This window comes from Rhodoplanes azumiensis (assembly GCF_042682915.1).
GTDB lineage: Bacteria > Pseudomonadota > Alphaproteobacteria > Rhizobiales > Xanthobacteraceae > Rhodoplanes > Rhodoplanes azumiensis.
In genome coordinates this window covers 18,356-41,928 of sequence record NZ_JBHUIW010000018.1, presented here as the reverse complement: position 1 = coordinate 41,928, position 23,573 = coordinate 18,356, and the positions used below count along the sequence as shown (strand labels likewise).

Genomic DNA, 23,573 nt, shown 5'->3' with positions numbered 1-23,573 from the left:
CTGGCTCACGCGTAACTGCGGGTGGCGAACAACGAACCGGTGGCGTCGTCGCGGGCGCGACGGGCCGTCTCCAGCTCCTTCTCGACGAAGGCCTGGAACTCGGCCCGGAAACGCTCGGCCGAGAAGCGCTGCGCCTGCTGCCGGCAGATCGAACGCGAGAAGGTCTGCTCCTGCACCACGAAGGCGCGCACGCAGTCGGCGATGTCGTCGGGCGACGGGGTCAGGAAGAACATGCCCGAGCGGTTCGGCACCGCGGCCGAGACGATCTCGCGGGCGCCGCCGCGACCGAGCGCCAGCACGGGCGTGCCCTCGGAGAGCGCCTCGACCATGATGATGCCGAAGTCCTCCTCGGCGGCGAACACGAAGGCGCGGGCCGTGGCCATCAGGCGGCGCAGCTCCTCGTCGCTGACGAAGCCGGCGAACGTCACGTTCGGCGTGGCGATCTCGCGCAGCCGCTTGCCCTCGGGACCGGCGCCGGCGACCGTCAGCTCGAGATCGGGCAGGTCCGCGAAGGCCCGCACCACGGCCTCGATGTTCTTGTAGGGCACCAGCCGGCTCGCCGCGAGGAAGTGGTTGCCGCGCGGCACCTCGGGGCGCGGCTTGGCGATGGTGACGGGCGGATAGATCACCTTGGCGGTGCGGCCGTAGACCCGACGGATGCGTCGCGCCACGAAGGCCGAGTTGGCGATCATGGCGTCCGGTCCGCTCGCCGTGCGGCTGTCCCACAGGCGCATGCGGTGCAGGACCATGCGGGCGACGGCGCTCTTCACCCGGCCGTAGCCGCTCTCGCGCAGATAGCTGTGCTGGAGATCCCAGGCGTAGCGCATCGGCGAGTGGACGTAGGAGACGTGGACCTGGTCGGGGCCGACCAGCACGCCCTTGGCCACCGCATAGCTCGACGACAGCACGAGATCGTAGCCGGACAGGTCGAACTGCTCGATGGCGAGCGGCATCAGCGGCAGATAGGTGCGGTGCTGCGAGCCGATGAACGGCAGCCGCTGCATGAAGCTCGTATGCGCCGTCTCGTAGCCGATCTTGGCGCGTTCGGCCGGATCGAGCACATCGAAAAGCGTGTACACGTCGGCGCCGGGGTAGCACCGCAGGATCTCCCCCAGCACCCGCTCGGCACCGCCGACCGTGTAGAGCCAGTCATGAACTACAGCGACACGCAAGTGAGGCCTCCACCGGTCCGCTGCTCGAATTCTTCTTTCAGCGTGCTCCTCTCTTACGGGCTGGCTCGGCGTAGGCTCAATCAATTCCTAAAGAGTTCGTTAATGACCGAAGGTTAATTGCTCCGACCGGACCCGGCGCGCGTTCACCATCGCCTATCGAGTGTCAGCGGCTCATGCACGTGTAGGTTGCAAAAAATGACGCGAGTCGCGCATGCGGCGCGCAATCTCTGCCGATTGCTCGTGAAAAATACTCGTTAAAAGTGTGGATGCGTGCATCCAGCCGCTGTCGTCATCCACAGGCGTTAACGCAATCGTGACCGGCCGGCCGCCCGGACGGGCGTCGGTCGCGGCTTCCGGCGATTGCTCCGCGGCGGTCAGGACTTGGGCGGCGCCACTTTGGTCCACGGCTCGTCCGGATCGAAGGCTCGGATGCGGGGCGCGATCGTGCCGGTGCGCGGGCCGAGGTCGGCCTCGTAGACGATGCCGTCGTGGCTCACCGCGAAGGTCTTGACGCCGGAGACCCCGTAGCGGGCCGGATAGGCCAGCACGGCGAAGCCGCCGATCAGCCGACCTTTCGCCAGATACTCGTAGGCGCCGCCCGGCGCCTTCGGCCCTTGCGCGGTCAGCATGCGGAACAGATAGCCGTGGTACGGCACCCGTCCGGCCTTGGCGTCGTAGCCCTGCCGCTCGGCGTCGGCGACCAGCGGCCCGAGCGGGCTCGGCGGCTCGCCCTGCCGGGCCGGCCAGTACAGGCCGTCGGTCTTGCCGGGGCGCGAGCGGAACCGCTGCGCGTACTCGGTCGCGGCACCGTCTCGGTGCCGGCGAGCCGCGTAGTCGCGCTGCGCATCGACGATCGCCAGCAGGGTCTGGATGGTGTCGAGCTCGTTGCGGCCGATCAGCCGATTGAGCACCTCCTCGCGGCCTGCGTCGGGATCGAAGCGCCATTTGCCGTCGCTCTTCACGAGCGGGAACGGGAATGGGAAGTCGTCGTCGCCGACGGTCAGCACCGCCTTGGCGTCACCCTCGGCAGTGACCGCCGATTTCTTGGCGAAGGCGTCGACGAAGCGCGCGACGCGGGCGCGGTCCTGCACCGGATCGCCGGACAGGATCCAGGTGCGGACGGCGGGGCCGAGGATGGCGACCACGGCCTTGCGGTCCTTGGCCTTGGCGGCCTCGTAGAGGGCCTGGGCGGCGTCCTGCGGGCTGGCGAAGCCGCGCGGCGGCGCCGGCGCCGGCGCCGCCGATGCGGCGAGGGGCGCGAGCAGAAGCGCGACGAGCGCGACGCATGCGATGCGAGCGACCGGTGCGAGCGCCCGGACGACACGATCGACGATGTCGACGATGCTCCGGGAGACGATGCTCCCGGGGGCGATGACGCTGGGGGCGATGACGCACGGCATGGCGGTCGTCTCCTGGGCGGACGGGGGATCGAGCGGAACGCGCGCGAGGGGGCTCATCGTCGTCCTCCGCGTCCGCCGCCGCCACCACGCAAGCCGCCACCGCCGCCCCTGGGGCCGCCACCGCCGCCGCGAAACTCCGCTCCGCCGCCACGCACGCCGCCACCGCGGAACTCGCCGCCGCCGTCGCGCGCCGGCGCCGCCCCCCGGCTGGCCGCCCGGCTGGCCGCACCGCGGGCGCTCTCGCGCCGCACGTCGCCGCCGCGGCCGACGCCGTCGAAGGCTCCGCCGCCGCGTGACGCTTCGCGGGTGCGGGCGGCGTCACGGGCCGCCGGCCTCGGCCGGTCGGCGGTCGCCGCCCGGCCACCGCGATCCCCTCGGTCGGCGCCCCCGGCCCGGTCTGCGGGACGGCGGTCGCCCGGTCCGCCCCGGTCACCGAGACCAGCGCGATCACGAATAGGGTCTTGGCCGGCTTCGAGCCGGCCGCGGAAGGCCTCGCGCGAGGCGGTGTCGGCGGCACCACGGCCGAACTGACGCGCCACGTCGGCATTGCCGTAGGCGACGCCGCGGCGATGGTCGACATTGTGCCGCCACGTGCCGTCGACGATGTTGGTGCGGTTGAAGTTGTTGAAGCGGTTGACGTCGATGTTGACCTGGCGGTTCCACCAGTTGAGGCCGCCCCACAGCGCCGCGCCGGCGGCGACCCCGGCTCCGAACCACAGGGCGCCGCTCGCCACGTAGCCGGGCGGATACCAGGCGACCGGCGGATAGGCCGGATAGGGCCACGCGCCGAAGACGACGTTCGGGTCGTAGGCCGGCACGAAGACGACCTGCGGATCGGCCTGCTCGATGACGAACACGGTCCGGCCCTCGGCCGTTCGGGTCGAGACCTTCTGCTGCTTGGTCGTCTTCAGGGTGCCGGCCGCGTCGGCGCGAGCGCGCAGCCGCTGCACGGCGTCGAGCACGTCGCCCTGCTGGGCCAGGAAGGCGTCGCCGAGCTTCTGGGTCCAGTCGAGCTGGTCGTTGAGCATGGTCAGGGTCTGCGGCACCGCGACCAGCGCCTTGACGCTGGCGTCCCAGGGCTGCTTCTGCAGCGCGTCCTGCAGGGCCGCGCCGGAAAGGTTCGCATTCGCCTTCTGCCAGCGCGCCGCCTGGACGATCTCCAGCGGATAGGTCGACGCCATCAGCACCTGCGACAGCAGGTCGTCGGAGTAGAGCGCGATCGGCGCGACCAGCGCCTCGAGCTGCTCGCGCGACAACGTCTGCTGCTGCGGTGTCGTGGCCGCGGGCGTCCCGGCGGAGGCGCCGGCCGCGGCCGGCGTCTGCGCGATCGCCCGGTCGCCGGGCAGCATCGGGACGAGCCCGAGCAGGAATGCGAGGCCGGCGGCGCCGGCCAGCAAGGCCGGTCGACGGCGTCGCGGCCGGACGATCGGAAGCGCGTCGGTCAAATGCAAGCGGCCCTCCTGAAAATGCGAGTCGCCGGAGTGGCGGATCCGCACCGTAGAGCCCCGAGTCGTCGCCCTGCCTCGGGACTTGTACGTATGCGGCTCGGTGACGGCGTGTGGCCGTGGTGCCGCCGCCGAGAGGGCGCGAAGCGGCGCGCTCAGCTCGGGCGGACGGGGGCGCCGACCAGGCAGTTTCGCCCGTTCGCCTTCGCCTCGTAGAGATGACGGTCGGCCCGCTCGAGCAGGGCCTCGGAGCTTTCGCCCGGCGCCCAGGCCGCCACTCCGATCGACAGCGTCACGTAGCCGAGCATCTCCTTGGTGGTGCGGCGCAGAAGCGGCCGCTCGGCGACCGCCTTGCGGATCTGGTCGCCGACCGCCATGGCGTCCTCGAGCGGCGCGTTGGGCAGCAGCACCGCGAACTCGTCGCCGCCGTAGCGGGCGACGAGATCGCTCGAGCGGACGTTGTTCTTCAGCGCGAAGGCGACGAGGCGCAGCACGTCGTCGCCGGTCGTGTGTCCGAACTGGTCATTGAACTGCTTGAACCGGTCGATGTCGACCATGGCGAGCGAGAACGGCTCCGGCGCCTCGTCGTCGACGGCCCGGGCCGTCGCCTGGGTCAGCGAAAAGTCGAAATACTTGCGATTCGCCAGCCGGGTGAGCGGATCCGTCATGCTCTCCAGGCGCAGCGTCTCCATGTTTTCCTGCAACAGCCGAAACTGATGCTCGGACTGCTGGAGCTGGGCCTGAAGGAGCGCATTGGTCTGCTGGATCGCGTCGGTGGAGCGGACCAGCGACTTGATCAGCTCCGACACCGACAGGCCGGCGGCGCCGGAATCGAGGGCCTCGGCGGCGCTCTGCAGGTCGATGCCGTAGCCGGCGGCCGAGCCGGAGGCCACCCGGATCACGCTCTCGACCTTGCGGGTCTCGGCGCCGAGCGCCTCGCCGACCGACAGAAGCTGGCCGAAATGCCGCTCGGTCCCGAAATGCCGGTCGTGAATCGCGTTCAGCCGCGTCCGCGACACGGCGTCCGGGTCGAGCTCCTCGATGTCGCGGTTGAGGGCCTGGTTGTGGCCCTGGAAATACGTGAACCACACCGTGAAGGTCGCCGGATCGGGCACCTGCCCGAGGTCGCGGATTCGCTCCAGGGCTCTGAGAGCGATGGCGAATGCGGTCGCCGGATCGGTCGTGGCAGGCGTCTGCGACATGGCCGGTTTCTTCACGGGTGAGCCGGGTGTGAGCGGGCCCGGCGGCCGAGGCGGTTCGACAACCGGGGGGCGAGTCCTACCTGACCTCGGTATGGTTGACGAGACTTTAAAACGGTCGGACGATACCGTTCTATGCGAATTCGGCCACGCAGAGCCCGGATCCGTCGCGCCAGCCCGCGGATCGCTTGTTCGCCCGCTAAGCCTTTGTTATGAGCGGCCCGCCCCCGACCTCGGGAACCGAAAGGCTGGCCTCCAGATGCGTGTTGCGATGATCGGCACCGGCTATGTGGGCCTCGTGTCGGGGGCGTGCTTCGCCGACTTCGGCCACGAGGTGACCTGCGTCGACAAAGACGCCGGCAAGATCGCGGCCTTGCAGGCCGGCGAGATCCCGATCTACGAGCCGGGCCTCGACCAGCTGGTCGCGACGAACGTGCGCGAGAAGCGGCTCGACTTCACGACGGAGTTGGCCGGGCCGGTCGCGGCGGCCGATGCCGTGTTCATCGCGGTCGGCACCCCGTCACGGCGCGGCGACGGCCACGCCGACCTCTCCTATGTCTACGCCTGCGCCCGCGAGATCGCGGCGGCGCTCGACGGCTTCACCGTGGTGGTCACCAAGTCGACCGTGCCGGTCGGCACCGGCGACGAGGTCGAGCGGATCATCCGCGAGACCCGGCCCGACGCCGAGTTCGCCGTGGTGTCGAACCCCGAGTTCCTGCGCGAGGGCGCGGCGATCCGCGACTTCAAGCATCCCGACCGCATCGTCGTCGGCACCACCGACGAGCGCGCCCGCAAGGTGATGACCGAGCTCTACCGGCCGCTCTATCTCAACCAGGCGCCGCTGATGTTCACGGCGCGCGGCACCGCCGAATTGATCAAGTACGCGGCGAACGCGTTCCTCGCCACCAAGATCACCTTCATCAACGAGCTCGCGGATCTGTGCGAGCAGGTCGGCGGCGACGTGCAGGAGGTGGCGCGCGGCATCGGCCTCGACAACCGCATCGGCTCGAAGTTCCTGCATGCCGGTCCGGGCTACGGCGGCTCGTGCTTCCCGAAGGACACGCTGGCGCTGATCAAGACCGCGCAGGACAACGGCACGCCGCTGCGCATCGTCGAGACCGTCGCGGCCGTCAACGATCAGAGAAAGCGCGCGATGGCGCGGAAGGTCGCGGCGGCGCTCGGCGGGTCGGTGCGCGACAAGACGATCGCGGTGCTGGGCCTGACCTTCAAGCCGAACACCGACGACATGCGCGACGCGCCGTCGATCCCGCTGGTGACGGCGTTCAACGACATGGGCGCCAAGGTGCGGGCCTACGACCCGGCCGGCATGGAGCAGGCGAAGCGCGACCTCGACGGCCTCGTCACCTTCTGCGCCAATGCCTACGAGTGCGCCGAGGGCGCCGACGCGGTCGTCATCGTCACCGAATGGGAGCAGTTCCGCGCCCTCGACCTCGATCGGCTCAAGAGCGCGATGCGGCAGCCCGTGATGGTCGACCTGCGCAACGTCTACCGCCCGGACGAGATGGCGGCGGCCGGCTTCGCCTACACGAGCATCGGCAGAGGCGCCGTGCGGGGGTGAGCCGGACGGAGTATGGGCATGGGCGGGCCGCAGGCCGGCCGTGCCCACGCGGTCCGGACTCCGTGGGGGGCCGGACCCGGCGATCGACGAGGTGATGGCGTGGGCACGGCGCTGGCGCGCCTTTGCCCACCCTACGCGACGTTTGCCGTCAGCAGGTCGCCTGGCCGCAGCGGGCCTGGTTGATCTTCTGCTGGAGCGCGCTGCGGCCGACCGCACCGACCACGACGTCGGCGTTGGCGCCGGCACCGACCACGTAGCTCGGCGTGCCGTTGAGCCCGAGCGCCTCGGCGAGCCGCAGGCTCTCCTCCAGGCTCGTCCGCACCTCGTCGCTGGCCATGTCACGCTCGATGCGGGCGACGTCGAGACCGGCCTCCTTGGCGGCGGCGAGCGCTTTGGCCTTGTCGGCCTGGCCGCGGCCGTTCAGGAGCCGCTGGTGGAAGTCGAAGTACTTCTTGCCGGACTTGTCCTGCAGGCGCACCGCGACGGCGACCCGGGCCGCCTCGATCGAGCCCTCGCCGAGCACCGGAAACTCCTTGAGGACGACGCGGAGCTTGGGGTCCGCCTGCATCAGCCCCTGCAGATCGTTCAGGGCGCGCTTGCAGTAGCCGCAGTTGTAATCGAAGAACTCGACCAAGGTGACGTCGCCCTGCGGATTGCCGACCACGACGTGCCGGGGCGAGTTGAACAGCGCGTCGGAGTGCTTCTGCACCGCGAGCTTGGCCTTCTCGGCCTCGGCCACCGCCTGCTTCTTCTCCAGCTCGGCCAGCACCTCCTGCAGCAGCTCGGGGTTCTTCAGGAGATAGTCGCGCACGATCTGCTCGATCTCGCCGCGCTGCGGTGCCGAGAAGGTCTGGGCGGCGAGCGGCGCGGCGAGCGCCGGCAGGAGAGCGGCGGCGACGGCGAGCGCACGCAGGAGGCGGAGCGGCATCGGGAGATCCTTTTCGAGGGTCATTGGCGGCGCCCGCCTTCGGTGGGCGGGCGGAAACTGGCGATGTCGTCGGCCTTGACCCAGCCGGGCGAGCCGACCGGCAGGCGCTCCTTGGCCCGCATGGCGAGCTGGCGGGCCGTGCGGGTGTCGCCGCGGGCCATGGCGGCCTGGGCGGCGGCGAGGTCGGCCTGGGCGATGTCGCCCTTCTGGCCGTAGGCCTTGGCGAGCTGGGCGTAGCCGTCGGCGATGTCGGGATCGGCGACGAGCGCCTGACGCAGATAGCCGATGGCGTCGTCGGCGGCCTTCTTGTCGTTGGTGGCGATCAGCGCCTGGGCGAGCATCACCTGGATGAGCAGCGGGTTCGGGGCGCCGGCGACGGCGCGGCGCAGCGGCGGCACCGCCTCGGCGGCGCGACCCGACTCGAGCAGCACCTGACCCTTGAGCTCGTAGAAGTAGGGATTGTTCGGCTGCGCCTGGATCAGCGCCTCGATCTGGGCGAGCGCCTGGCGCAGGTCGCTGTGCTTGTAGGTCGAGATGGCGCGCGCGTAGCGGGCCGGCAGGCTCTGGTCGGAGAGCGGATAGCGGCGCGCCACCACGCCCGGCTGGTCGAGGAAGCCGGAGAGCTTCGCCCGCATCATGTCGTGGCGGAGCTGCAGCTCGGGCGGATCCTTCTTGTCCCAGTACTGGGTGCGGCCGATCTCCTGGAGCGCGGCGATGCGCTCGCGCGGCATCGGATGCGACATCAGGTAGGGGTCGGCCCCCTGCGCGGCGAACAGCTGCTGGTCGGAGAAGCGCTTGAAGGTCTCGACCATGCCGCGGGCCGACTGGCCGGTCTCGGTGAGGAACTTCACGCCGGCGCGGTCGGCCTGCTCCTCGTGCTGGCGCTGATAGGCGAGCAGAGAGCGCTGGATCATGGCCGACGGCGCGGCGATCGCCACGGCGGCCGGGTTACCGCCGACCTGGCTCGAGCGGGCCCCGGCCGCGACGGCGCCGAGGCCGAGCAGCATCGTGATGATGGCGATGGTGCTGGCGTTGGAGAGCTCGGTGCGCAGCTTGGCGAGATGGCCGCCGGCGATGTGGCCGGTCTCGTGCGCCAGCACGCCGATGATCTGGTTCGGCGTCTGCGACTCCATCAGGGCGCCGGCGTTCACGAAGATGCGGCGGCCGTCCATCACGAACGCGTTGAAGGCGCGGTCGTTGATGATGATGACCTTGATGTTCTGCTGGGTGAGCCCGGCCGCCTTGAGGATCGGCCGCGTGTAGTCGCGCAGCACCTGCTCGATCTCGGCGTCGCGGATCAGCGGCATGCGCTGCGCCGCCGCCGGGGTCGGGATGGCCGTCGCGGCGACCGCGCAAGCGACCATCGCCGCGACGGCGCGGGGCGCCCGCAGGATCAGCCGGCGCTCGGACCCGGGCCGGCGCTTGACAGGGTCGCTCGCTGCGCTCATTCGAACCGGTGCTTGGCCGCCACCGTCAGGATACGCGGGTGGCCGGGCGATCCACAACGGGCCGTGACGCGACCCGGTCGCGCCCAAGAACCTGCAGAATGCGGCAACAGCGCGGCGCCACCGCCCGTGCCGTCGCGACCCGTCAGACGTCGCATCCGAGGCCGCCTCCGCGCCGCCGTCGTATGCGATTCGCCGAAATCGTCCGAGGCTTTTCATGACATCCGACCGCGTCCGCCTGTGCCTGCCGTCGGCGCGCAGCGACGTTCCCGCCTTCATGGTCATGGACGTGATGTCCGCGGCCGCCCGCCTGGAGCAGGCCGGCCGTCACGTCGTCCACATGGAGGTCGGCCAGCCGGAGGCGCCGGCCCCCTCGACCGCGCTCGCCGCCGCCCGTGCCGCGCTGTCCGGCAGCGGCGCCGCGCTCGGCTACACCGAAAGCCTCGGCATCCTGAGCCTGCGCGGGCGCATCGCCCGCCATTACGCCGAGACCTACGGCGAGAGCGTCGACCCGTCGAGCGTGCTGGTGACCACCGGCTCGTCGGCCGCCTTCGTGCTCGCCTTCCTGGCCCTGCTGGAGCCGGGCGACCGGGTGGCGCTCGCGGTGCCGGCCTATCCGCCCTATCGCCACATCCTCACCGCGCTCGGCTGCGTGCCGGTGCTGATCCGCACCGGGCCGGAGGCGCGCCATGCGATGACCCCGGAGGCGCTGCTCGCCGCCCATCGCGAGGCGCCCCTGAAAGCCGTGCTGATCGCCTCGCCGGCGAACCCGACCGGCACGATGATGACGCCCGATGCGCTGGCGCGCCTCGTCGCGACGGCCGAGGACGCCGGCATCGCGGTGATCTCGGACGAGATCTATCACGGGCTCGACTACGCCTTTCCGGCGACGACGGCGTTGACGACGTCGCGCAAGACCGTGGTGATCAACTCGTTCTCGAAATACTTCTGCATGACCGGCTGGCGGGTCGGCTGGATCGTCGCGCCGGACGCGCTGGTGCGGCCGATGGAGCGGCTGCACCAGAACCTCGCCATCTCGGTGCCGACGCTGTCGCAGGTCGCTGCCGAGGCGGCGTTCGACGGCCGCGCCGAGATGGAGGCCGTCAAGGCCGGCTATGCGCGGAACCGCGAGATTCTCACGACCGGCCTGCCGGCCTGCGGCCTCGACCGCTTCCTGCCGGTCGACGGTGCGTTCTACCTGTACGCCGACGTCTCCGCCTTCACGCCGGACAGCCATGCCTTCGCCCGCGCGCTGCTGGAGGAGGCCGGCGTCGCCGCGACCCCGGGGCTCGACTTCGATCCCGCCGAGGGCCACCGCTTCGTGCGCTTCTCCTACGCCCGCTCGCAAGCCGACATGATCGAGGCCGTCGCCCGCATCGGCCGCTGGCTGAAGGGGACGGGGTAGGGTGTTCTCCGCGCAGGCGACGAGCATGATGATGTCGTCCGGCACCCTCCTGATCGGTTTTGCCGCGTCGGTTTGTGGCGTCCTCTGCCTGCACCGGCTCGTCCATTGGGCGCTGCTGCGGGGCTTGCGGGCGCCGCGGGTGCCGCACGACTGCGGGCCGCTCGATCTCGGCCTGCCGGTGGACTGCGTGCAAGAGGTCTCGATCGAAGGCCCGCGCGGAAAACGTCTGTTCGCCTGGCTGGTGACGCCCGACCGCACGTCCGACGCCCAGCCAACGCCGCATCCGGCCGTGCTGGTGATGCACGGCTGGGGCTCCAACGCCGCCATGATGCTGCCCGTGGTGGCGCCGTTGCGGGCCGCTGGCTTCGCCGTGCTGCTCGTCGACGCGCGCTGCCACGGCCGCAGCGACGACGAGGACTTCGCCTCGATGCCGCGCTTCGCCGAGGACATCGCGGCCGGCCTCGGCTATCTGCGCGCGAAAGCCGGGATCGATCCGGCCCGCATCGCGCTGATCGGGCATTCGGTCGGGGCCGGCGCGGCGCTGCTCGCCGCCTGCCGGGATCCGGTCGTGACGGCCGTGGTCGCCGTCTCGGCCTTCGCCCATCCGGGCGAGATCATGCGGGGCTGGCTGTCGCGCGCCCGCATCCCCTATCCGGTGATCGGGTGGTATCTGCTGCGCCATGTCGAGCGCACCATCGGGGCGCGCTTCGCCGATATCGCGCCGGTCGAGACGATCCGGCGGGTCGGCTGCCCGGTGCTCGTCGTGCACGGTCGGCACGACGCGACGGTGCCGTTCGCCGATGCCGAGCGGCTCGTCGCCGCCGCACCGCAGGCACGGCTGGTCGCGGTCGACGGCGACCACGATCTGCGCGATGCGCTCGGGGCGCATACGGGTGCCGTGGTGGACTTCCTCGTCGCCGCGACGGCGGCGCCGGTGCGCGAGCCGGCGTGAGCCGCCGCGGGATCGATCACGACGGCCCCGGGCCGTCGTGATCGCACCTCGGTGGACGCGAGCGGCGTCTCGTGGGGCTCGACGATTCGGGACCGACGGGAACGTTCGGGACCGTATCGCCGAAAAAACACCGACGAACGATCGGTAAGATGGCGGGCAAGAGCGCGGCCCTCCACGCGGATTCTCCAAGGGCCTGCGATGGCGGCCCGCCCTGCGCGGTCTCGTGCGAGGGGACTCGCGCGACGGCGCGGCGCCCGCGCCCGCACGCAGACCGGGAATGCCGGTGTGCGTGTTCACCGCGCGTCGCGGGCTCTGCTACATCCAGCCCGACGACAGATGTGCGATGCCCCCGATCGCCGCCTCGATCGCCCTGCAATCCCGGCATGGTTCGTCACGCCCCGCGGACATGAGGACGGCGACGCCACCCCGTCCCGGCACCGCGACGGACCGCGACGGTCGCGAGCCCATCGGCTCGCCTCCATGGGGAACGACGGGTTCGGGCTCCGGCGGACGTCTTTCGCACCTGCGCGGCGGTGGTGAACCCCGTTCATCCGGACGGCCGCCTGCGCACCACCGAACCGGACGACGTCCGAAGACCCAGGAGACACGCATGGCCGCCGACAACCAGATCTTCGGATCGGACGCCTATTCGCCCGCCGAGATCCAGGACAAGGTCGAGAAGCTCGGGGTCAAGAAGGCGCACATGCCGTTTCTGCCCGAGTTCATGCTGGCCATGGTGGCCGGCGGCTCGATCGGGCTCGGCGGCCTGTTCTTCACCATCGTGCTCGCCGACCCGACGCTCGGCTTCGCGCTCCAGCGCCTGCTCGGCGGCCTCGTGTTCTCGCTCGGCCTGGCGCTGGTGATGATCGGCGGGGCCGAGCTGTTCACCGGCAACTGCCTGATCGTGATGGCCTGGTGGAACGGCCAGATCCGCACCACGGAGGTGATCAGGAACTGGGCGATCGTCTGGTTCGGCAATCTCGTCGGCGCCCTCGGCCTCGTCGTCCTGGTCGTCATGGCGCATCACCCCGACATGAACGACGGCGCCATCGCGACCGCCGCCGTCAAGCTCGCGGCGGGCAAGATCCAGCCCGACATGACGACGATCTTCTTCAAGGGCATCCTGTGCAACGTGCTGGTCTGCCTCGGCGTGTGGCTCGCCTATGCGGGCCGCTCGGTGGCCGACAAGATGGCCGGCATGGTGCTGCCGGTCGCCTGCTTCGTCGCCGCCGGCTTCGAGCACTGCATCGCCAACATGTACTTCCTGCCGCTCGCCTGGGTGATCAGCATGACGGGCCACGTTCCGGACGGCGTCGACGCCTCGCTGATCACGCTGCCCGGCATCCTGCACAACATCGTCGCGGCGACGCTGGGCAACATCGTCGGCGGCGCCGGCTTCGTCGGGTTCGTCTACTGGGCCATCTACCGCAAGGGCCTCGGCGGAATCACGCCGCTGCCGGCGCCGCCGGCGCGGTCCGACGCCGCGCCGGGCGGCCGGCGCGCCGGCGCGCGCTGAGCCGGCGCGCGCTGCGCCTGAGCTCGGTGCGCCCGGGACGATCGAGATCCTCGACAAGTCGGTCGGGATGGTCCGATATCGCGGCGACTTCGTCGTCGACGTGATCGGCCCTCGAACGAAGCGATGCAACTGCCAGGGAACACAGAAGCCATGCTGCGCGCCTACCGTGAACATGCCGCCGAACGTGATCGCCTCGGGATTCCGCCGCTGCCGTTGTCGGCCGAGCAGACGGAGGCGCTGATCGCGCTGCTGCGCGATCCGCCGGCCGGCGAGGCGGGGTTCCTGCTCGAGCTGCTCACGCATCGCGTGCCGGCCGGCGTCGACGACGCCGCCAAGGTGAAGGCGGCGTTCCTGGCCCGGATCGCGAAGGGCGAGGAAAAGTCGGCGCTGATCTCGCGGCTGCGGGCGACCGAGCTGCTCGGCACCATGCTGGGCGGCTTCAACGTCGCGCCGCTGGTGTCGCTGCTGTCCGACCCGGAGGTCGGCGCCGCCGCCGCCGAGGCGCTGAAGCACACATTGCAGGTGTTCGACGCCTTCGACGCGGTCGCGGCGCTGGCCGAGCGCGGCGACGCCAACGCGAAGGCGGTGCTCGCCTCGTGGGCCGAGGCGGAGTGGTTCACGTCGCGGCCCGAGGTGCCGGCCTCGCTCGAGATCGTCGTGTTCAAGGTGACGGGCGAAACCAACACGGACGACCTGTCGCCGGCGCCCGACGCCACGACGCGCCCCGACATCCCGCTCCATGCGCTCGCGATGCTGAAGAACCCGCGGCCCGGCATCGTGCCGGACGAGCCGGGCGTGCGCGGCCCGACCAAGCAGCTCGGCGCCCTGGTCGCCGGCGGCCGACCGGTCGCCTATGTGGGCGACGTCGTCGGCACCGGCTCGTCGCGCAAGTCGGCCACCAACTCGGTGCTGTGGTTCACGGGTCGCGACATCCCCTACGTCCCCAACAAGCGCTTCGGCGGCGTCTGCCTCGGCGGCAAGATCGCGCCGATCTTCTTCAACACGATGGAGGATGCCGGCGCGCTGCCGATCGAGCTCGACGTCTCCAAGATGGAGATGGGCGACGTGATCGAGCTGCGCCCCTACGAGGGCAAGGCGCTGAAGAACGGCGACGTGATCGCGACCTTCACGGTGAAGTCCGACGTGATCTTCGACGAGGTGCGGGCCGGCGGCCGCATCCCGCTGATCATCGGCCGCGCCCTGACCGCCAAGGCGCGGGCCAAGCTCGGCCTGCCGCCCTCGACGTCGTTCCGCCGGACGGCGACGCCGGCCGGCGAGGCCAAGGGCTTCTCGCTCGCCCAGAAGATCGTCGGCCGCGCCTGCGGCCTGCCGGACGGGCAGGGCGTGCGCCCGGGCAGCTATTGCGAGCCGAAGATCACCACGGTCGGCTCGCAGGACACCACCGGCCCGATGACCCGCGACGAGCTGAAGGATCTCGCCTGCCTCGGCTTCTCGGCCGATCTCGTGATGCAGTCGTTCTGCCACACGGCACCGTATCCGAAGCCGGTCGACGTGCGCACGCATCGCGAGCTGCCGGGCTTCTTCGCCAGCCGCGGCGGCGTCGCGCTCAAGCCCGGCGACGGCGTGATCCACTCCTGGCTCAACCGCCTGACGCTGCCCGACACGGTCGGCACCGGCGGCGACAGCCACACGCGCTTCCCGATCGGCATCTCGTTCCCGGCCGGCTCGGGCCTCGTCGCCTTCGCGGCGGCGACCGGCGTGATGCCGCTCGACATGCCGGAGTCGGTGCTGGTGCGCTTCAAGGGCGAGATGCAGCCCGGCATCACGCTGCGTGACCTCGTGAACGCGATCCCCTATGTCGCCATCCAGCAGGGCCTGCTGACGGTCGAGAAAAAGGGCAAGAAGAACGTCTTCAACGGCCGCATCCTCGAGATCGAGGGCCTTCCCGATCTCAAGGTCGAGCAGGCGTTCGAGCTCTCCGACGCCTCGGCCGAGCGGTCGGCGGCGGCCTGCACGGTGCGGCTCGGCACCGCCCCGGTGATCGAGTATCTGCGCTCCAACGTGGCGCTGATCGGCCGGATGATCGCCGACGGCTACGGCGACCGGACCACGCTCGAGCGCCGGCGTGACGCGATGAACGCGTGGCTCGCCGCCCCGACGCTGATCGAGCCCGATGCGGAGGCCGACTACGCCGCCGTGATCGAGATCGATCTCGCCACCATCACCGAGCCGCTGCTCGCCTGCCCGAACGATCCGGACGACGTGAAGCCGCTGTCGGCGGTCGCGGGCGACAAGATCGACGAGGTGTTCATCGGCTCGTGCATGACGAACATCGGCCACTTCCGGGCCGCGGCTCACGTGCTCGCCGGCGAGACCGACCTGCCGACCCGGCTGTGGGTGGCGCCGCCGACCCGCATGGACGCGCAGATTCTCACCGAGGAGGGTTTCTACGCCCCGCTCGGCAAGGCCGGTGCCCGCATGGAGATGCCCGGCTGCTCGCTGTGCATGGGCAACCAGGCGCAGATCCGCAAAGGTTCGACCGCGGTGTCGACCTCGACCCGCAACTTCCCGAACCGGCTCGGCCTCGACACCCGCGTCTATCTCGCCTCGGCGGAGCTCGCGGCGGTGTGCGCTCGGCTCGGTCGCATCCCCACCATGGACGAGTACCTGCAGGGGACGCGCGCCGTGACGGACAAGGCGGCCGACATCTACCGTTACATGAACTTCGATCAGATCCCGGGCTTCGCGGCCTGATCGAACATCGTCTGGCGCCCCGCCCGCGCGTCGGCGGGCGGAGTGCCGCCGGTTCTATACTGGGGCTGCTGGATCAGCTCGGGCGCAGATGTCACGACGCATGGGTCGGCCGCATAGGGACGGTGGTGCGAGCATCCTCTGACGCCGCGGCGAGCACGGCGCGGCTCCCTCTCCCCGGCGGGGAGAGGGCCGGGGTGAGGGGGGCGAAGCGGATTGTTTTCATCGAGAGGTCGGCACCCCCTCACCCGGGGTTCACGCCTGCGGCGCGAACCCCGACCTCTCCCCGCCGGGGAGAGGTGAAACGAGGGCGGGGACGCTTACTCGGCCAGCGCCCGCATCTCCCTGATCAGATCCGACTTGCCTTCGAACCCGATGCCGGGCAGCTCCGGCATGACGATGTGGCCGTTTTCGACCTTCACGCCGTCCGGGAAGCCGCCATAGGGCTGGAACAGATCCGGATAGCTCTCGTTGCCGCCGAGTCCGAGCCCGGCCGCGATGGCGAGCGACATCTGGTGCCCGCCGTGCGGGATGCAGCGCGACGGCGACCAGCCGAACTGATGCAGCACGTCGAGCGTGCGCAGATACTCGACCAGCCCGTAGGAGAGGGCGCAGTCGAACTGCAGCCAGTCGCGGTCCGGCCGCATGCCGCCGTAGCGCAGCAGATTGCGGGCGTCCTGATGGGAGAACAGGTTCTCGCCGGTCGCCATCGGGCCCGGATAGAACTCCGAGAGCGCCGCCTGCAGGGCGTAGTCGAGCGGATCGCCGATCTCCTCGTACCAGAACAGCGGATATTGCCGCAGCATCTTGGCGTAGGCGATGCCGGTCTCCAGGTCGAAACGACCGTTGGCGTCGACGGCGAGCTTCGCGTCGCGGCCGATCTCGGCCAGTACCGCCTCGATACGGGCCTGGTCCTCGCCGATCGGCGCGCCGCCGATCTTCATCTTCACGACCGTGTAGCCGCGGTCGAGATAGCTGCGCATCTCGGCCCGCAGCGCCGCGTGGTCCTTGCCGGGATAATAGTAGCCGCCGGCCGCGTAGACGAAGACGCGCGGATCGGCGACGCGGCCCTTCTGCTCGGCGAGCATGCGGAACAGCGGCTTGCCGGCGATCTTGGCGGTCGCGTCCCAGATCGCCATGTCGAGCGTCCCGACCGCGACCGACCGCTCGCCGTGACCGCCCGGCTTTTCGTTGGTCATCATGGCGGCCCACAGCTTGTGCGGGTCGAGATTGTCGCCGGCCTCGTTGACGACGCTGTTCGGATCGGCGCCCAGCAGCCGGTCGCGAAAACGTTCGCGGATCAGCCCGCCCTGGCCGTAGCGGCCATTCGAGTTGAAGCCGTAGCCGACCACCCGGCGGCCGTCGCGCACGACGTCCGTCACCACCGCGACGAGGCTCGTCGTCATCTTGGAGAAGTCGATATAGGCGTTGCGGATGGGCGAGGCGATCGGCTTGGTGACCTCGCGGACGTCGATGATGCGCATGCCGCCTCTCCTTGCTGCACGATGGGGGCGGGGTGATCGCAGCCCCCTGGCCTCGAACGACGCGTAGGCTTGATCGCCGTTCCTGGCCAATGCCAAGATCGGATCGCCCCATGCGCGAGCGGCATCATGGATCTCGACTGGCTGAAAGACGTTGTGGCGCTGGCGGAGCATCGCAGCTTCTCGCGCGCCGCCGAGGCCCGGCACGTCTCGCAGCCCGCCTTCAGTCGACGGATTCGCGCCTGCGAGGACTGGGTCGGCACTCCGCTGTTCGCGCGCGAGACCGGCGGCGTGACGCTCACCGCGGCGGGGCGCCTGCTGGCGCCGCGGATCGAGAGTTTGCTCCGCGATCTCGACACGGCGCGGCGCGACGCCCGGAACCTCGGTGCGCGCGAGCTGGCGACCGTGTCGATCGCGGCGACCCATGCCCTGTCGTTCACGTTCTTCCCGGCTTGGATCAGGCGGCATGTCGAGTTCGAAGCGATGGGGACGCTCAATCTCCTGTCGGACAGCATGGCGGCGTGCGAGCAGATGATGCTCGCCGGCGAGGTGCATTTCCTGCTCTGCCATTGTCGTCCCGAGGCGCCGGGCCGCTTCGCGCCGGACCGCTTCGAGAGCATCCGGGTCGGCGACGACGTGCTGGTGCCGCTCTGCGCGCCGGGGTCGGATGGTCGGCCGGCCTGGCCGCTCCCCGGTGTGTCCGGTCCCCCGGCGCGGCGCGCCCGGCTGCTCGCCTACAGCCGGGCGTCCGGCCTCGGCCGCATCGTCTCGGGCCATCCGGCGACGCGGGAGGCGGCGGCGCAGCTCGAGACCGGCTTCACGTCCCATCTCGCCGCCACGCTGCTGACGATGGCGCGCGAGGGCCATGGCGTCGCCTGGCTGCCGCGGACGCTCGCCGCCGACGACATCGCGCAGGGACGCCTCGTCCGCGCCGGGGCGGAGCCGTTCGACATTCCGATCGAGATCCGTCTGTTCCGGGCGCCGACCTGTCGGAACAGCGCGGCCGATGCGCTGTGGTCCGGGCTGACCGCGGCATGAGTGGCGGCCCCGCCGTCGATGCACGGTACTGTCCGAACAGAATTCGGAATCGACTCGGTCGGTTGGTGGGCCCGGCAGGACTCGAACCTGCAACCAAGCGGTTATGAGCCGCCGGCTCTGACCGTTGAGCTACGGGCCCGGGGCCGGCGGTCCGGCGCAGCCGAAGGGCGGCGGACCGTAGCAGCGAGGGGACGCGAGAACAACGCCCGCCGTGGTGGCGCGCCACCGCTGTGGCGCGCCGGTAGACGGTCGGTCGCGTCGGCTGGCGTCGGCTGCACAAAATCGAGTCGGCGCGGCGCCGTTTCCCGCCCCCGATCACGCCGGAGACGATTCACGGCGGAATCCGACTCTGCTAGCCTTCGGCGAATCGATCCGCGACCGAGACGGGCGGAGATGGTGCGCCAGGACGGCGGTGGGCGGGGTCGTCATGCTTCCGACGTTTCGACTGATGCTGGCCGCGACCGCGGTCGTGATCGTCGTGCTGATGGTCGCGGCGCGCGGCCTCGTCGCCTATCCGGAGGCGGTGACGCGCATCGGCGAGGTGCCGACCGTCAGCCGCTCGCTGCTTCAGCTGTCGGCGATCCCGCACGATGCGACGCAGCACCGGCTGCGGCTCGCCGCCAACCCGCCGCCGGCGTCCGACGTCGACGCCGCCGACGACGACGGCCAGGTCGGCGCGACCGCGGCTGCGGCTGCGGCGACGAGCGGCGCCGCCGGCGAGACGCCCGCCGCGCCGTCGCTGCCGCTGGTCGCCGCCGACGAGCGTGGCCGGCCCGTCTCCGTGCCCCGCTCGGCCGATCCCCTCGGTGACCTGATCCGGGCGGTCGTTCCGGAGACCCCCGAGCCGGCGCCGCGCGATCCGGGCGGCACGGTCGATCCCGTGGCCGCGGTCGATCCGGCGGCCGACGACACCGTCCAGCGGCTCGGTCCGGGAGCGCCCGCTCCGGCACCGCCCGAGCCGGCGGCCGCGGCGGAGCCGGTGGCGCTCGGTTTCGCGGCGGGGCCCGCCACCCCGCCGCCCGTCGTCGCGTTGCCGCTGCCGGTGCCGGTGCCGGACACCGCGGACGACACCGCGGCGCCGGGCGCCGCGGCCGTGGCGGCGCTGACGCCCGCGGTCGCGCCTGTCGCGCCGGCTGCCCAGGTCGCCAAGCCGGTCGCCAAGCCGGTCGCCAAGCCTGTCGCCAAGCCGGCCGTCACGGCGAAACGGGCCGCGAAGCCGGCGCCGCGCAAGAAGCCGAAACCGCGCGTCGTCTACCGCACGGCGCCCGCGCCGGCCGTCACCGCGACGCCGGGCGCGACCCAGGATCTGATCTTCCCGACCTATGGGCCGTTCGGCACCACGGCGACGCCGGCGCCCGGCATCACGAGGCGCTGAATTCTCGTATTTTGGGAGTTCGGTGGAGCCGCGCCCCGGCGCGGCGCGGTCCGACCCACGACCCTCGTGCAACTGCGGATTGCGAGCGCTTCGACCGTGCGGTACCCGGTTCGGTCATCGGAACATTCATCGACGGTTTACGTTGACGATCGTCGCCCGCTCGAATCGTGTCGGCTCTCGTCGTCTCGTTTTCGTTTTCTCGCATTCGTTGCCACCGACCCGCGGAGGCCTCCCATGGCCCATCACATGGTCGAGAAGGACACCCTGATCCGCGCCAACCGGACCATCGCGCTGTCGCTGGTCTGGGGCGGCCTCGCCGCCTGCGTGACGGCGGCCGCGATCTACGACGTCGGCCAGTGGGTCGGCGCCTGGTGACTCGGCCGTCGGTCTGACCGGCTCGCGGTCGGACAACGGCCGAGGCCGTGGCGCCTCATATCCTCAACAGCCGCTCGGCGTTGCCGGCGAGGATCCTGCGCCGGTCGGCCGCGGCGAGCGGCACGCCGGCCATCCAGTCGACGGCGGTGGCGTTGTCGGCGAACGGCCAGTCGACCGCGAACAGGATCCGGTCGATGCCGAGCTCCATCACGCAGCACATCAAGGCCGGCGTCGAGAAGAAGCCGCTGGTCGTCACCGAAAAATTCCGCGTCAGAATCTCGCGGAAGGCGACGCGCTTCTGGCCCGGCCGCGCCAGGGTGCTCTCGATGCGCCACAGCAGGAACGGCAGCGTCTCGCCGAGATGGCCGAGCACGATCTGCAGGTCCGGATGATCGTCGAACACGCCCGAGAGGATCAGCCGCAGCGCCGTCGTCGCGGTCTCCACGGTGAAACCCCAGGCGGGGCGCACGACGGTCGGGAAGTCGGCCGCGTAGTCGTCGTAATAGGCGGCCGTGACGGCCGGATGCGGCAGCGACGGATGAAGGTAGATCGGCACGCCGAGCTTTTCGGCGCGGGCGTAGATGGGCCGGAAGCGCGCGTCGTCGAGAAACAGCCCGTGCGCCATGCCGTGCAGCATCGCGCCCTTGAAGCCGAGCGTTTCGACGCAGCGGGCGAGCTCGTCGGCCGCGGCGGCCGGATCGGTGGTCGGCAGCGCCGCGAAGCCGGCGAAGCGGGTCGGATGCGCCGCGACCGCGGCGGCGAGGCGATCGTTGACCCGGCGGGTGAGCGCCACCGCCTGGACACCGTCGAGCCTCTGGGCCGACGGCGCGCCGTGCGAGAGCACCTGCACGTCGATGCCGGCGGCGTCCATGGCGGCGATCCGGGCCTCGCCGAGATCGTAGAGGGCGTCGGCGAGCGGCCCCGGGCGTGCCGCCTCGGCCCCGCCGAACAGCGCCGCCATCTCGGCGTCCCAGTAGTGCTCCTCGATGGCGATCACGCGGGGGAGAGGGGCGGGCGTCGTCGGCATGCGGTGTCCTTCCTGATCCACGTCGGGCCTCCGCGCGCCGGAGAAGCCGTCCCGCGGCGCGCGGAGATGTGGTCAGCGCACCGTCTTGCGGGCGATCACCACGTTGTCGAACACCAGGTTCGACGACCAGATCCAGCGCGCGCCGTCGAACAGCTCGGGATAGCGCGTGTAGGCCGGCAGCGCCGTCACGCCGATGTCCGTGTCGGTGTACTCGTAGGCGCGCGGCCACTTGGCGTCGTCGAAGCTCGTGCCCTGCCAGCCGTCCGGGATCTTGTAATGCACGGCATAGCAGGCGTCGGCGCAGGGCGGCTTCTTGGCGACCGGGTGGACGCGGCCGAGCTTGGTGGTGTCGTGCACGTTGCCGATCTCGACCACCTCGTCGGGCGTGTTGAGCGGCGCGATGTAGAAGGTCTGCGCCTTCCAGCTCGAGTCGGTCACGGTGCCGTCGGAGAAGCGGGCGATCAGGCCGCCGTCGCCGGGATGGCGCGGATTGCCCTGGAACAGTTCCATGCCGATGCCGAGCTGCTCGTCCCAGTCGACCAGAAGGAACGCCATCGTGTAGGGTTTCTTCGCCTTGAATTTCACGATCGCCGAGTTGAACGGCGTGTAGGGCGTATGGTCGAGCCCGACCAGCTTCCCGTTCACGTAGAGCTCGAAATAGTTGTCGGCGACGATGTAGCCCGTGATCACCTCGCCGTCGGGATCGATCTCGACCACCGGCACCTTGGAGGCGTCGACATCGGCGCTCTTGGCCGGCGTGACCTGGTTGCACTCGTTGTAGAGGTCGGCGGCGATCGGCCCTTTGCCGTACTGCACGGGCGCCGGCATCGTGATCACGGTGCCGTCGGTCGCCGTGATGGTGCCGATCGCGCTGACGCGATGGTTGGAGACCGTCACGGGGCACTTGTAGAGGTTCTCGGTCGTCACCTTGGCCTGGCCCTGCGTCACCATGCGGCCGCCGGGCAGCGCGCCCGGTCGGGTGCCGGCCGGTGCACCGGCGGTCGGTGCAGCGGCGGTCGGCGCAGGCGCAGCGGGTGGCGCCGGCGATTGCGCGCCGGCCGGAACGATGGCGAGGGCAGCGGTGGTCGCGAGCGCGAGCGCAAGGCCCGCGCCGCGCGCGCAGGCCGGAAGTCGGCGTGACATGCGTTTCTCTCCCAGGGTCGATTTTTATGAAGTCCGGCGTCGAGGCCGGGACAGTCGGAGGGGGAGATAGTGCATGGAGCCGCACCGCCCCGCAAGCACGCGCGGCGACGCGGCGCGGCCCGCGTCCGCTCAGGCGAGCGCCGGCGTCGCGCGACGCAGGGGGCGGGCCGAGAACGGCAGGCCGAGCCACGCCTCGATGCCGAGCCGGACGGCGACGATCTGCACCAGGATCGGCACGACGACCGAGACCAGCGTCAGGATGCCGAGCAGCACGGCGACGTCGCCGATGTGCAGGACGCGCAGCAGGACGACACGGGTGAAGCCCATCACCAGGATGTGCATCACGAACACGCTCATCGAGTACTGTCCGGCCACGACCAGGGCGCGGAACGGCACCGCCGCGACGGCGTGGCGGCCGAGCGCGCCGCACAGGCTCACGGTGGCGGCGATGCCGAGCACCGCGGCGGGAAGGGCCAGCCGGTCCGGCACGTGCAGGGCGCGGCTCGCCAGCGCGACGGCGACGAGGCCGGCCCACAGGAGCGCGGCGGCTGCGAGCGAGCGGGGAATGCGCGCCAGCCAGCGACGCTCGGCCGCCATCATGCCGATCAGGAACCAGAAGAAGCCGTAGAAAATGTCGGCGACGAGCTGCGGCGCCCACAGGGCCGACGTCACGAAGGCGGGCAGCGCGAGGGCCAGCACGAGCCGCCGGTCGGTGTCGCCCGCCGCGACGGCCAGGATGGTGCCGACGAACAGCGCGTAGAGGAACCAGAACGGCGAGATCGGGATCCAGAGAATGCTCAGGAGATCCGCCGGGCCCCACCGGTTGTTCAAGGCGCCGGTGTTGCTGAGCAGGATCAGCACCACGCCCTGCAGGATCGACCACAGAAAATAAGGATACACGATGGTGGTCGCCTTCTTGCGCCAGAAGCCGGGGTCGAGCCGGTGCGGCGGGGCGCGGAAGAACAGGCCGGCGGCGAGGAAGAACACCGGCATGTGGAACGTGTAGATCACGTGATCGAGCCCGTGCAGCCACGAGGTCTCGGTCACGATCCCGGCCGCCATCAGGCCGCGCAGGCAATGCCCGAACACGACCAGCACGATCGCCAGGCCCTTGACGGCGTCGAGTTCGAACGATCGGGGGCCGGTCGCGGTCGGGTTCAAGTCGTGAGCCTCGTCGTGGCGACAGCCGGACACGGGCGCCGCGATCCCGGCACCGCGCCCGCTGCGCTGCATGCCGCCGACGATAGCAAGGGACACCGCGACCACCAGTCGAACATGGTATCACGGTAAATCCGGCCGCCGCACCGGCGGCGGCGCGCTTGCCGTTCGGTTGACCGGTTCGGTCCGCTCGGTATCCTCGGCGCGCGCGGGCGCCGTCCGG

General features: G+C 70.9%; 18 protein-coding genes and 1 tRNA gene. 8 read left to right on the top strand and 11 right to left on the bottom strand.

Annotated features, from left to right (window positions below):
- Positions 1–5 precede the first annotated feature (5 nt).
- From ACFSOX_RS15395 to ACFSOX_RS15380, 4 genes are all read right to left on the bottom strand, one after another.
- Positions 6–1,172 (bottom strand): glycosyltransferase, encoded by a 1,167-nt coding sequence (locus ACFSOX_RS15395; RefSeq protein WP_378478699.1) that lies wholly within the window; start codon positions 1,170–1,172, stop codon positions 6–8.
- A gap of 374 nt (positions 1,173–1,546) precedes the next feature.
- Positions 1,547–2,629, bottom strand: a complete 1,083-nt coding sequence (locus tag ACFSOX_RS15390; protein WP_378478698.1) for a DUF2950 domain-containing protein — start codon at positions 2,627–2,629, stop codon at positions 1,547–1,549.
- Positions 2,626–4,023: a DUF3300 domain-containing protein gene (locus ACFSOX_RS15385; protein ID WP_378478697.1), complete on the bottom strand. Its 1,398-nt coding sequence runs from the start codon at positions 4,021–4,023 to the stop codon at positions 2,626–2,628. The genes ACFSOX_RS15390 and ACFSOX_RS15385 overlap by 4 nt, the downstream gene beginning before the upstream one ends.
- Before the next feature lie 149 nt (positions 4,024–4,172).
- Complete coding sequence (locus tag ACFSOX_RS15380) at positions 4,173–5,219, bottom strand: GGDEF domain-containing protein (protein WP_378478696.1); 1,047 nt, start codon at positions 5,217–5,219, stop codon at positions 4,173–4,175.
- A 256-nt stretch (positions 5,220–5,475) separates the two neighbouring features.
- On the opposite strand from ACFSOX_RS15380, the gene ACFSOX_RS15375 reads away from it, so the two are divergent.
- Positions 5,476–6,795, top strand: coding sequence for a UDP-glucose dehydrogenase family protein (locus ACFSOX_RS15375; protein ID WP_378478695.1), 1,320 nt, complete (start codon positions 5,476–5,478; stop codon positions 6,793–6,795).
- Between the two features lie 148 nt (positions 6,796–6,943).
- Here ACFSOX_RS15375 and ACFSOX_RS15370 read toward each other — a convergent pair whose 3' ends face one another.
- Positions 6,944–7,723, bottom strand: a complete 780-nt coding sequence (locus tag ACFSOX_RS15370) for a DsbA family protein (RefSeq protein WP_378478694.1) — start codon at positions 7,721–7,723, stop codon at positions 6,944–6,946.
- Positions 7,724–7,743: 20 nt separating this feature from the next.
- On the bottom strand, positions 7,744–9,171 hold the full coding sequence (locus ACFSOX_RS15365) for a M48 family metalloprotease (RefSeq protein WP_378478693.1): 1,428 nt from the start codon (positions 9,169–9,171) through the stop codon (positions 7,744–7,746).
- A gap of 214 nt (positions 9,172–9,385) precedes the next feature.
- On the opposite strand from ACFSOX_RS15365, the gene ACFSOX_RS15360 reads away from it, so the two are divergent.
- The 4 genes from ACFSOX_RS15360 to acnB all read left to right on the top strand — a co-directional run bounded on the left by ACFSOX_RS15360 (position 9,386) and on the right by acnB (position 15,756).
- Positions 9,386–10,573 carry a pyridoxal phosphate-dependent aminotransferase gene (locus ACFSOX_RS15360; protein WP_378478692.1) on the top strand — a complete coding sequence of 396 codons (1,188 nt, stop codon included), beginning with the start codon at positions 9,386–9,388 and terminating at the stop codon, positions 10,571–10,573.
- 25 nt (positions 10,574–10,598) lie between these two features.
- Positions 10,599–11,525: an alpha/beta hydrolase family protein gene (locus tag ACFSOX_RS15355; RefSeq protein ID WP_378478691.1), complete on the top strand. Its 927-nt coding sequence runs from the start codon at positions 10,599–10,601 to the stop codon at positions 11,523–11,525.
- A 610-nt stretch (positions 11,526–12,135) separates the two neighbouring features.
- The gene (locus ACFSOX_RS15350; protein WP_378478690.1) at positions 12,136–13,041 is read left to right on the top strand and encodes a formate/nitrite transporter family protein; all 906 of its coding nucleotides are present in this window, start codon (positions 12,136–12,138) and stop codon (positions 13,039–13,041) included.
- A 150-nt stretch (positions 13,042–13,191) separates the two neighbouring features.
- Positions 13,192–15,756: a bifunctional aconitate hydratase 2/2-methylisocitrate dehydratase gene (gene acnB, locus ACFSOX_RS15345; protein WP_378478689.1), complete on the top strand. Its 2,565-nt coding sequence runs from the start codon at positions 13,192–13,194 to the stop codon at positions 15,754–15,756.
- 317 nt (positions 15,757–16,073) lie between these two features.
- Here the strand turns inward: acnB and ACFSOX_RS15340 are convergent, their stop codons facing one another.
- Complete coding sequence (locus ACFSOX_RS15340; RefSeq protein WP_378478688.1) at positions 16,074–17,237, bottom strand: mandelate racemase/muconate lactonizing enzyme family protein; 1,164 nt, start codon at positions 17,235–17,237, stop codon at positions 16,074–16,076.
- Positions 17,238–17,363: 126 nt separating this feature from the next.
- Between ACFSOX_RS15340 and ACFSOX_RS15335 the strand changes: the two genes are divergently transcribed.
- Positions 17,364–18,272 (top strand): LysR family transcriptional regulator, encoded by a 909-nt coding sequence (locus tag ACFSOX_RS15335; RefSeq protein WP_378478687.1) that lies wholly within the window; start codon positions 17,364–17,366, stop codon positions 18,270–18,272.
- A 63-nt stretch (positions 18,273–18,335) separates the two neighbouring features.
- On the opposite strand, the gene ACFSOX_RS15330 is transcribed toward ACFSOX_RS15335, so the two are convergent.
- Positions 18,336–18,411, bottom strand: a tRNA-Ile gene (locus ACFSOX_RS15330).
- A 288-nt stretch (positions 18,412–18,699) separates the two neighbouring features.
- Between ACFSOX_RS15330 and ACFSOX_RS15325 the strand changes: the two genes are divergently transcribed.
- Together ACFSOX_RS15325 and ACFSOX_RS15320 are read left to right on the top strand one after the other, a co-directional pair.
- Positions 18,700–19,647, top strand: a complete 948-nt coding sequence (locus ACFSOX_RS15325; RefSeq protein ID WP_378478686.1) for a hypothetical protein — start codon at positions 18,700–18,702, stop codon at positions 19,645–19,647.
- 234 nt (positions 19,648–19,881) lie between these two features.
- Positions 19,882–20,022: a hypothetical protein gene (locus tag ACFSOX_RS15320; protein ID WP_378478685.1), complete on the top strand. Its 141-nt coding sequence runs from the start codon at positions 19,882–19,884 to the stop codon at positions 20,020–20,022.
- A gap of 55 nt (positions 20,023–20,077) precedes the next feature.
- Here ACFSOX_RS15320 and ACFSOX_RS15315 read toward each other — a convergent pair whose 3' ends face one another.
- The 3 genes from ACFSOX_RS15315 to ACFSOX_RS15305 all read right to left on the bottom strand — a co-directional run bounded on the left by ACFSOX_RS15315 (position 20,078) and on the right by ACFSOX_RS15305 (position 23,449).
- Positions 20,078–21,049: an amidohydrolase family protein gene (locus ACFSOX_RS15315; protein WP_378478684.1), complete on the bottom strand. Its 972-nt coding sequence runs from the start codon at positions 21,047–21,049 to the stop codon at positions 20,078–20,080.
- A gap of 72 nt (positions 21,050–21,121) precedes the next feature.
- Positions 21,122–22,192 (bottom strand): hypothetical protein, encoded by a 1,071-nt coding sequence (locus ACFSOX_RS15310; protein ID WP_378478683.1) that lies wholly within the window; start codon positions 22,190–22,192, stop codon positions 21,122–21,124.
- Positions 22,193–22,321: 129 nt separating this feature from the next.
- The gene (locus ACFSOX_RS15305; protein WP_378478682.1) at positions 22,322–23,449 is read right to left on the bottom strand and encodes an acyltransferase family protein; all 1,128 of its coding nucleotides are present in this window, start codon (positions 23,447–23,449) and stop codon (positions 22,322–22,324) included.
- Positions 23,450–23,573 lie beyond the last annotated feature (124 nt).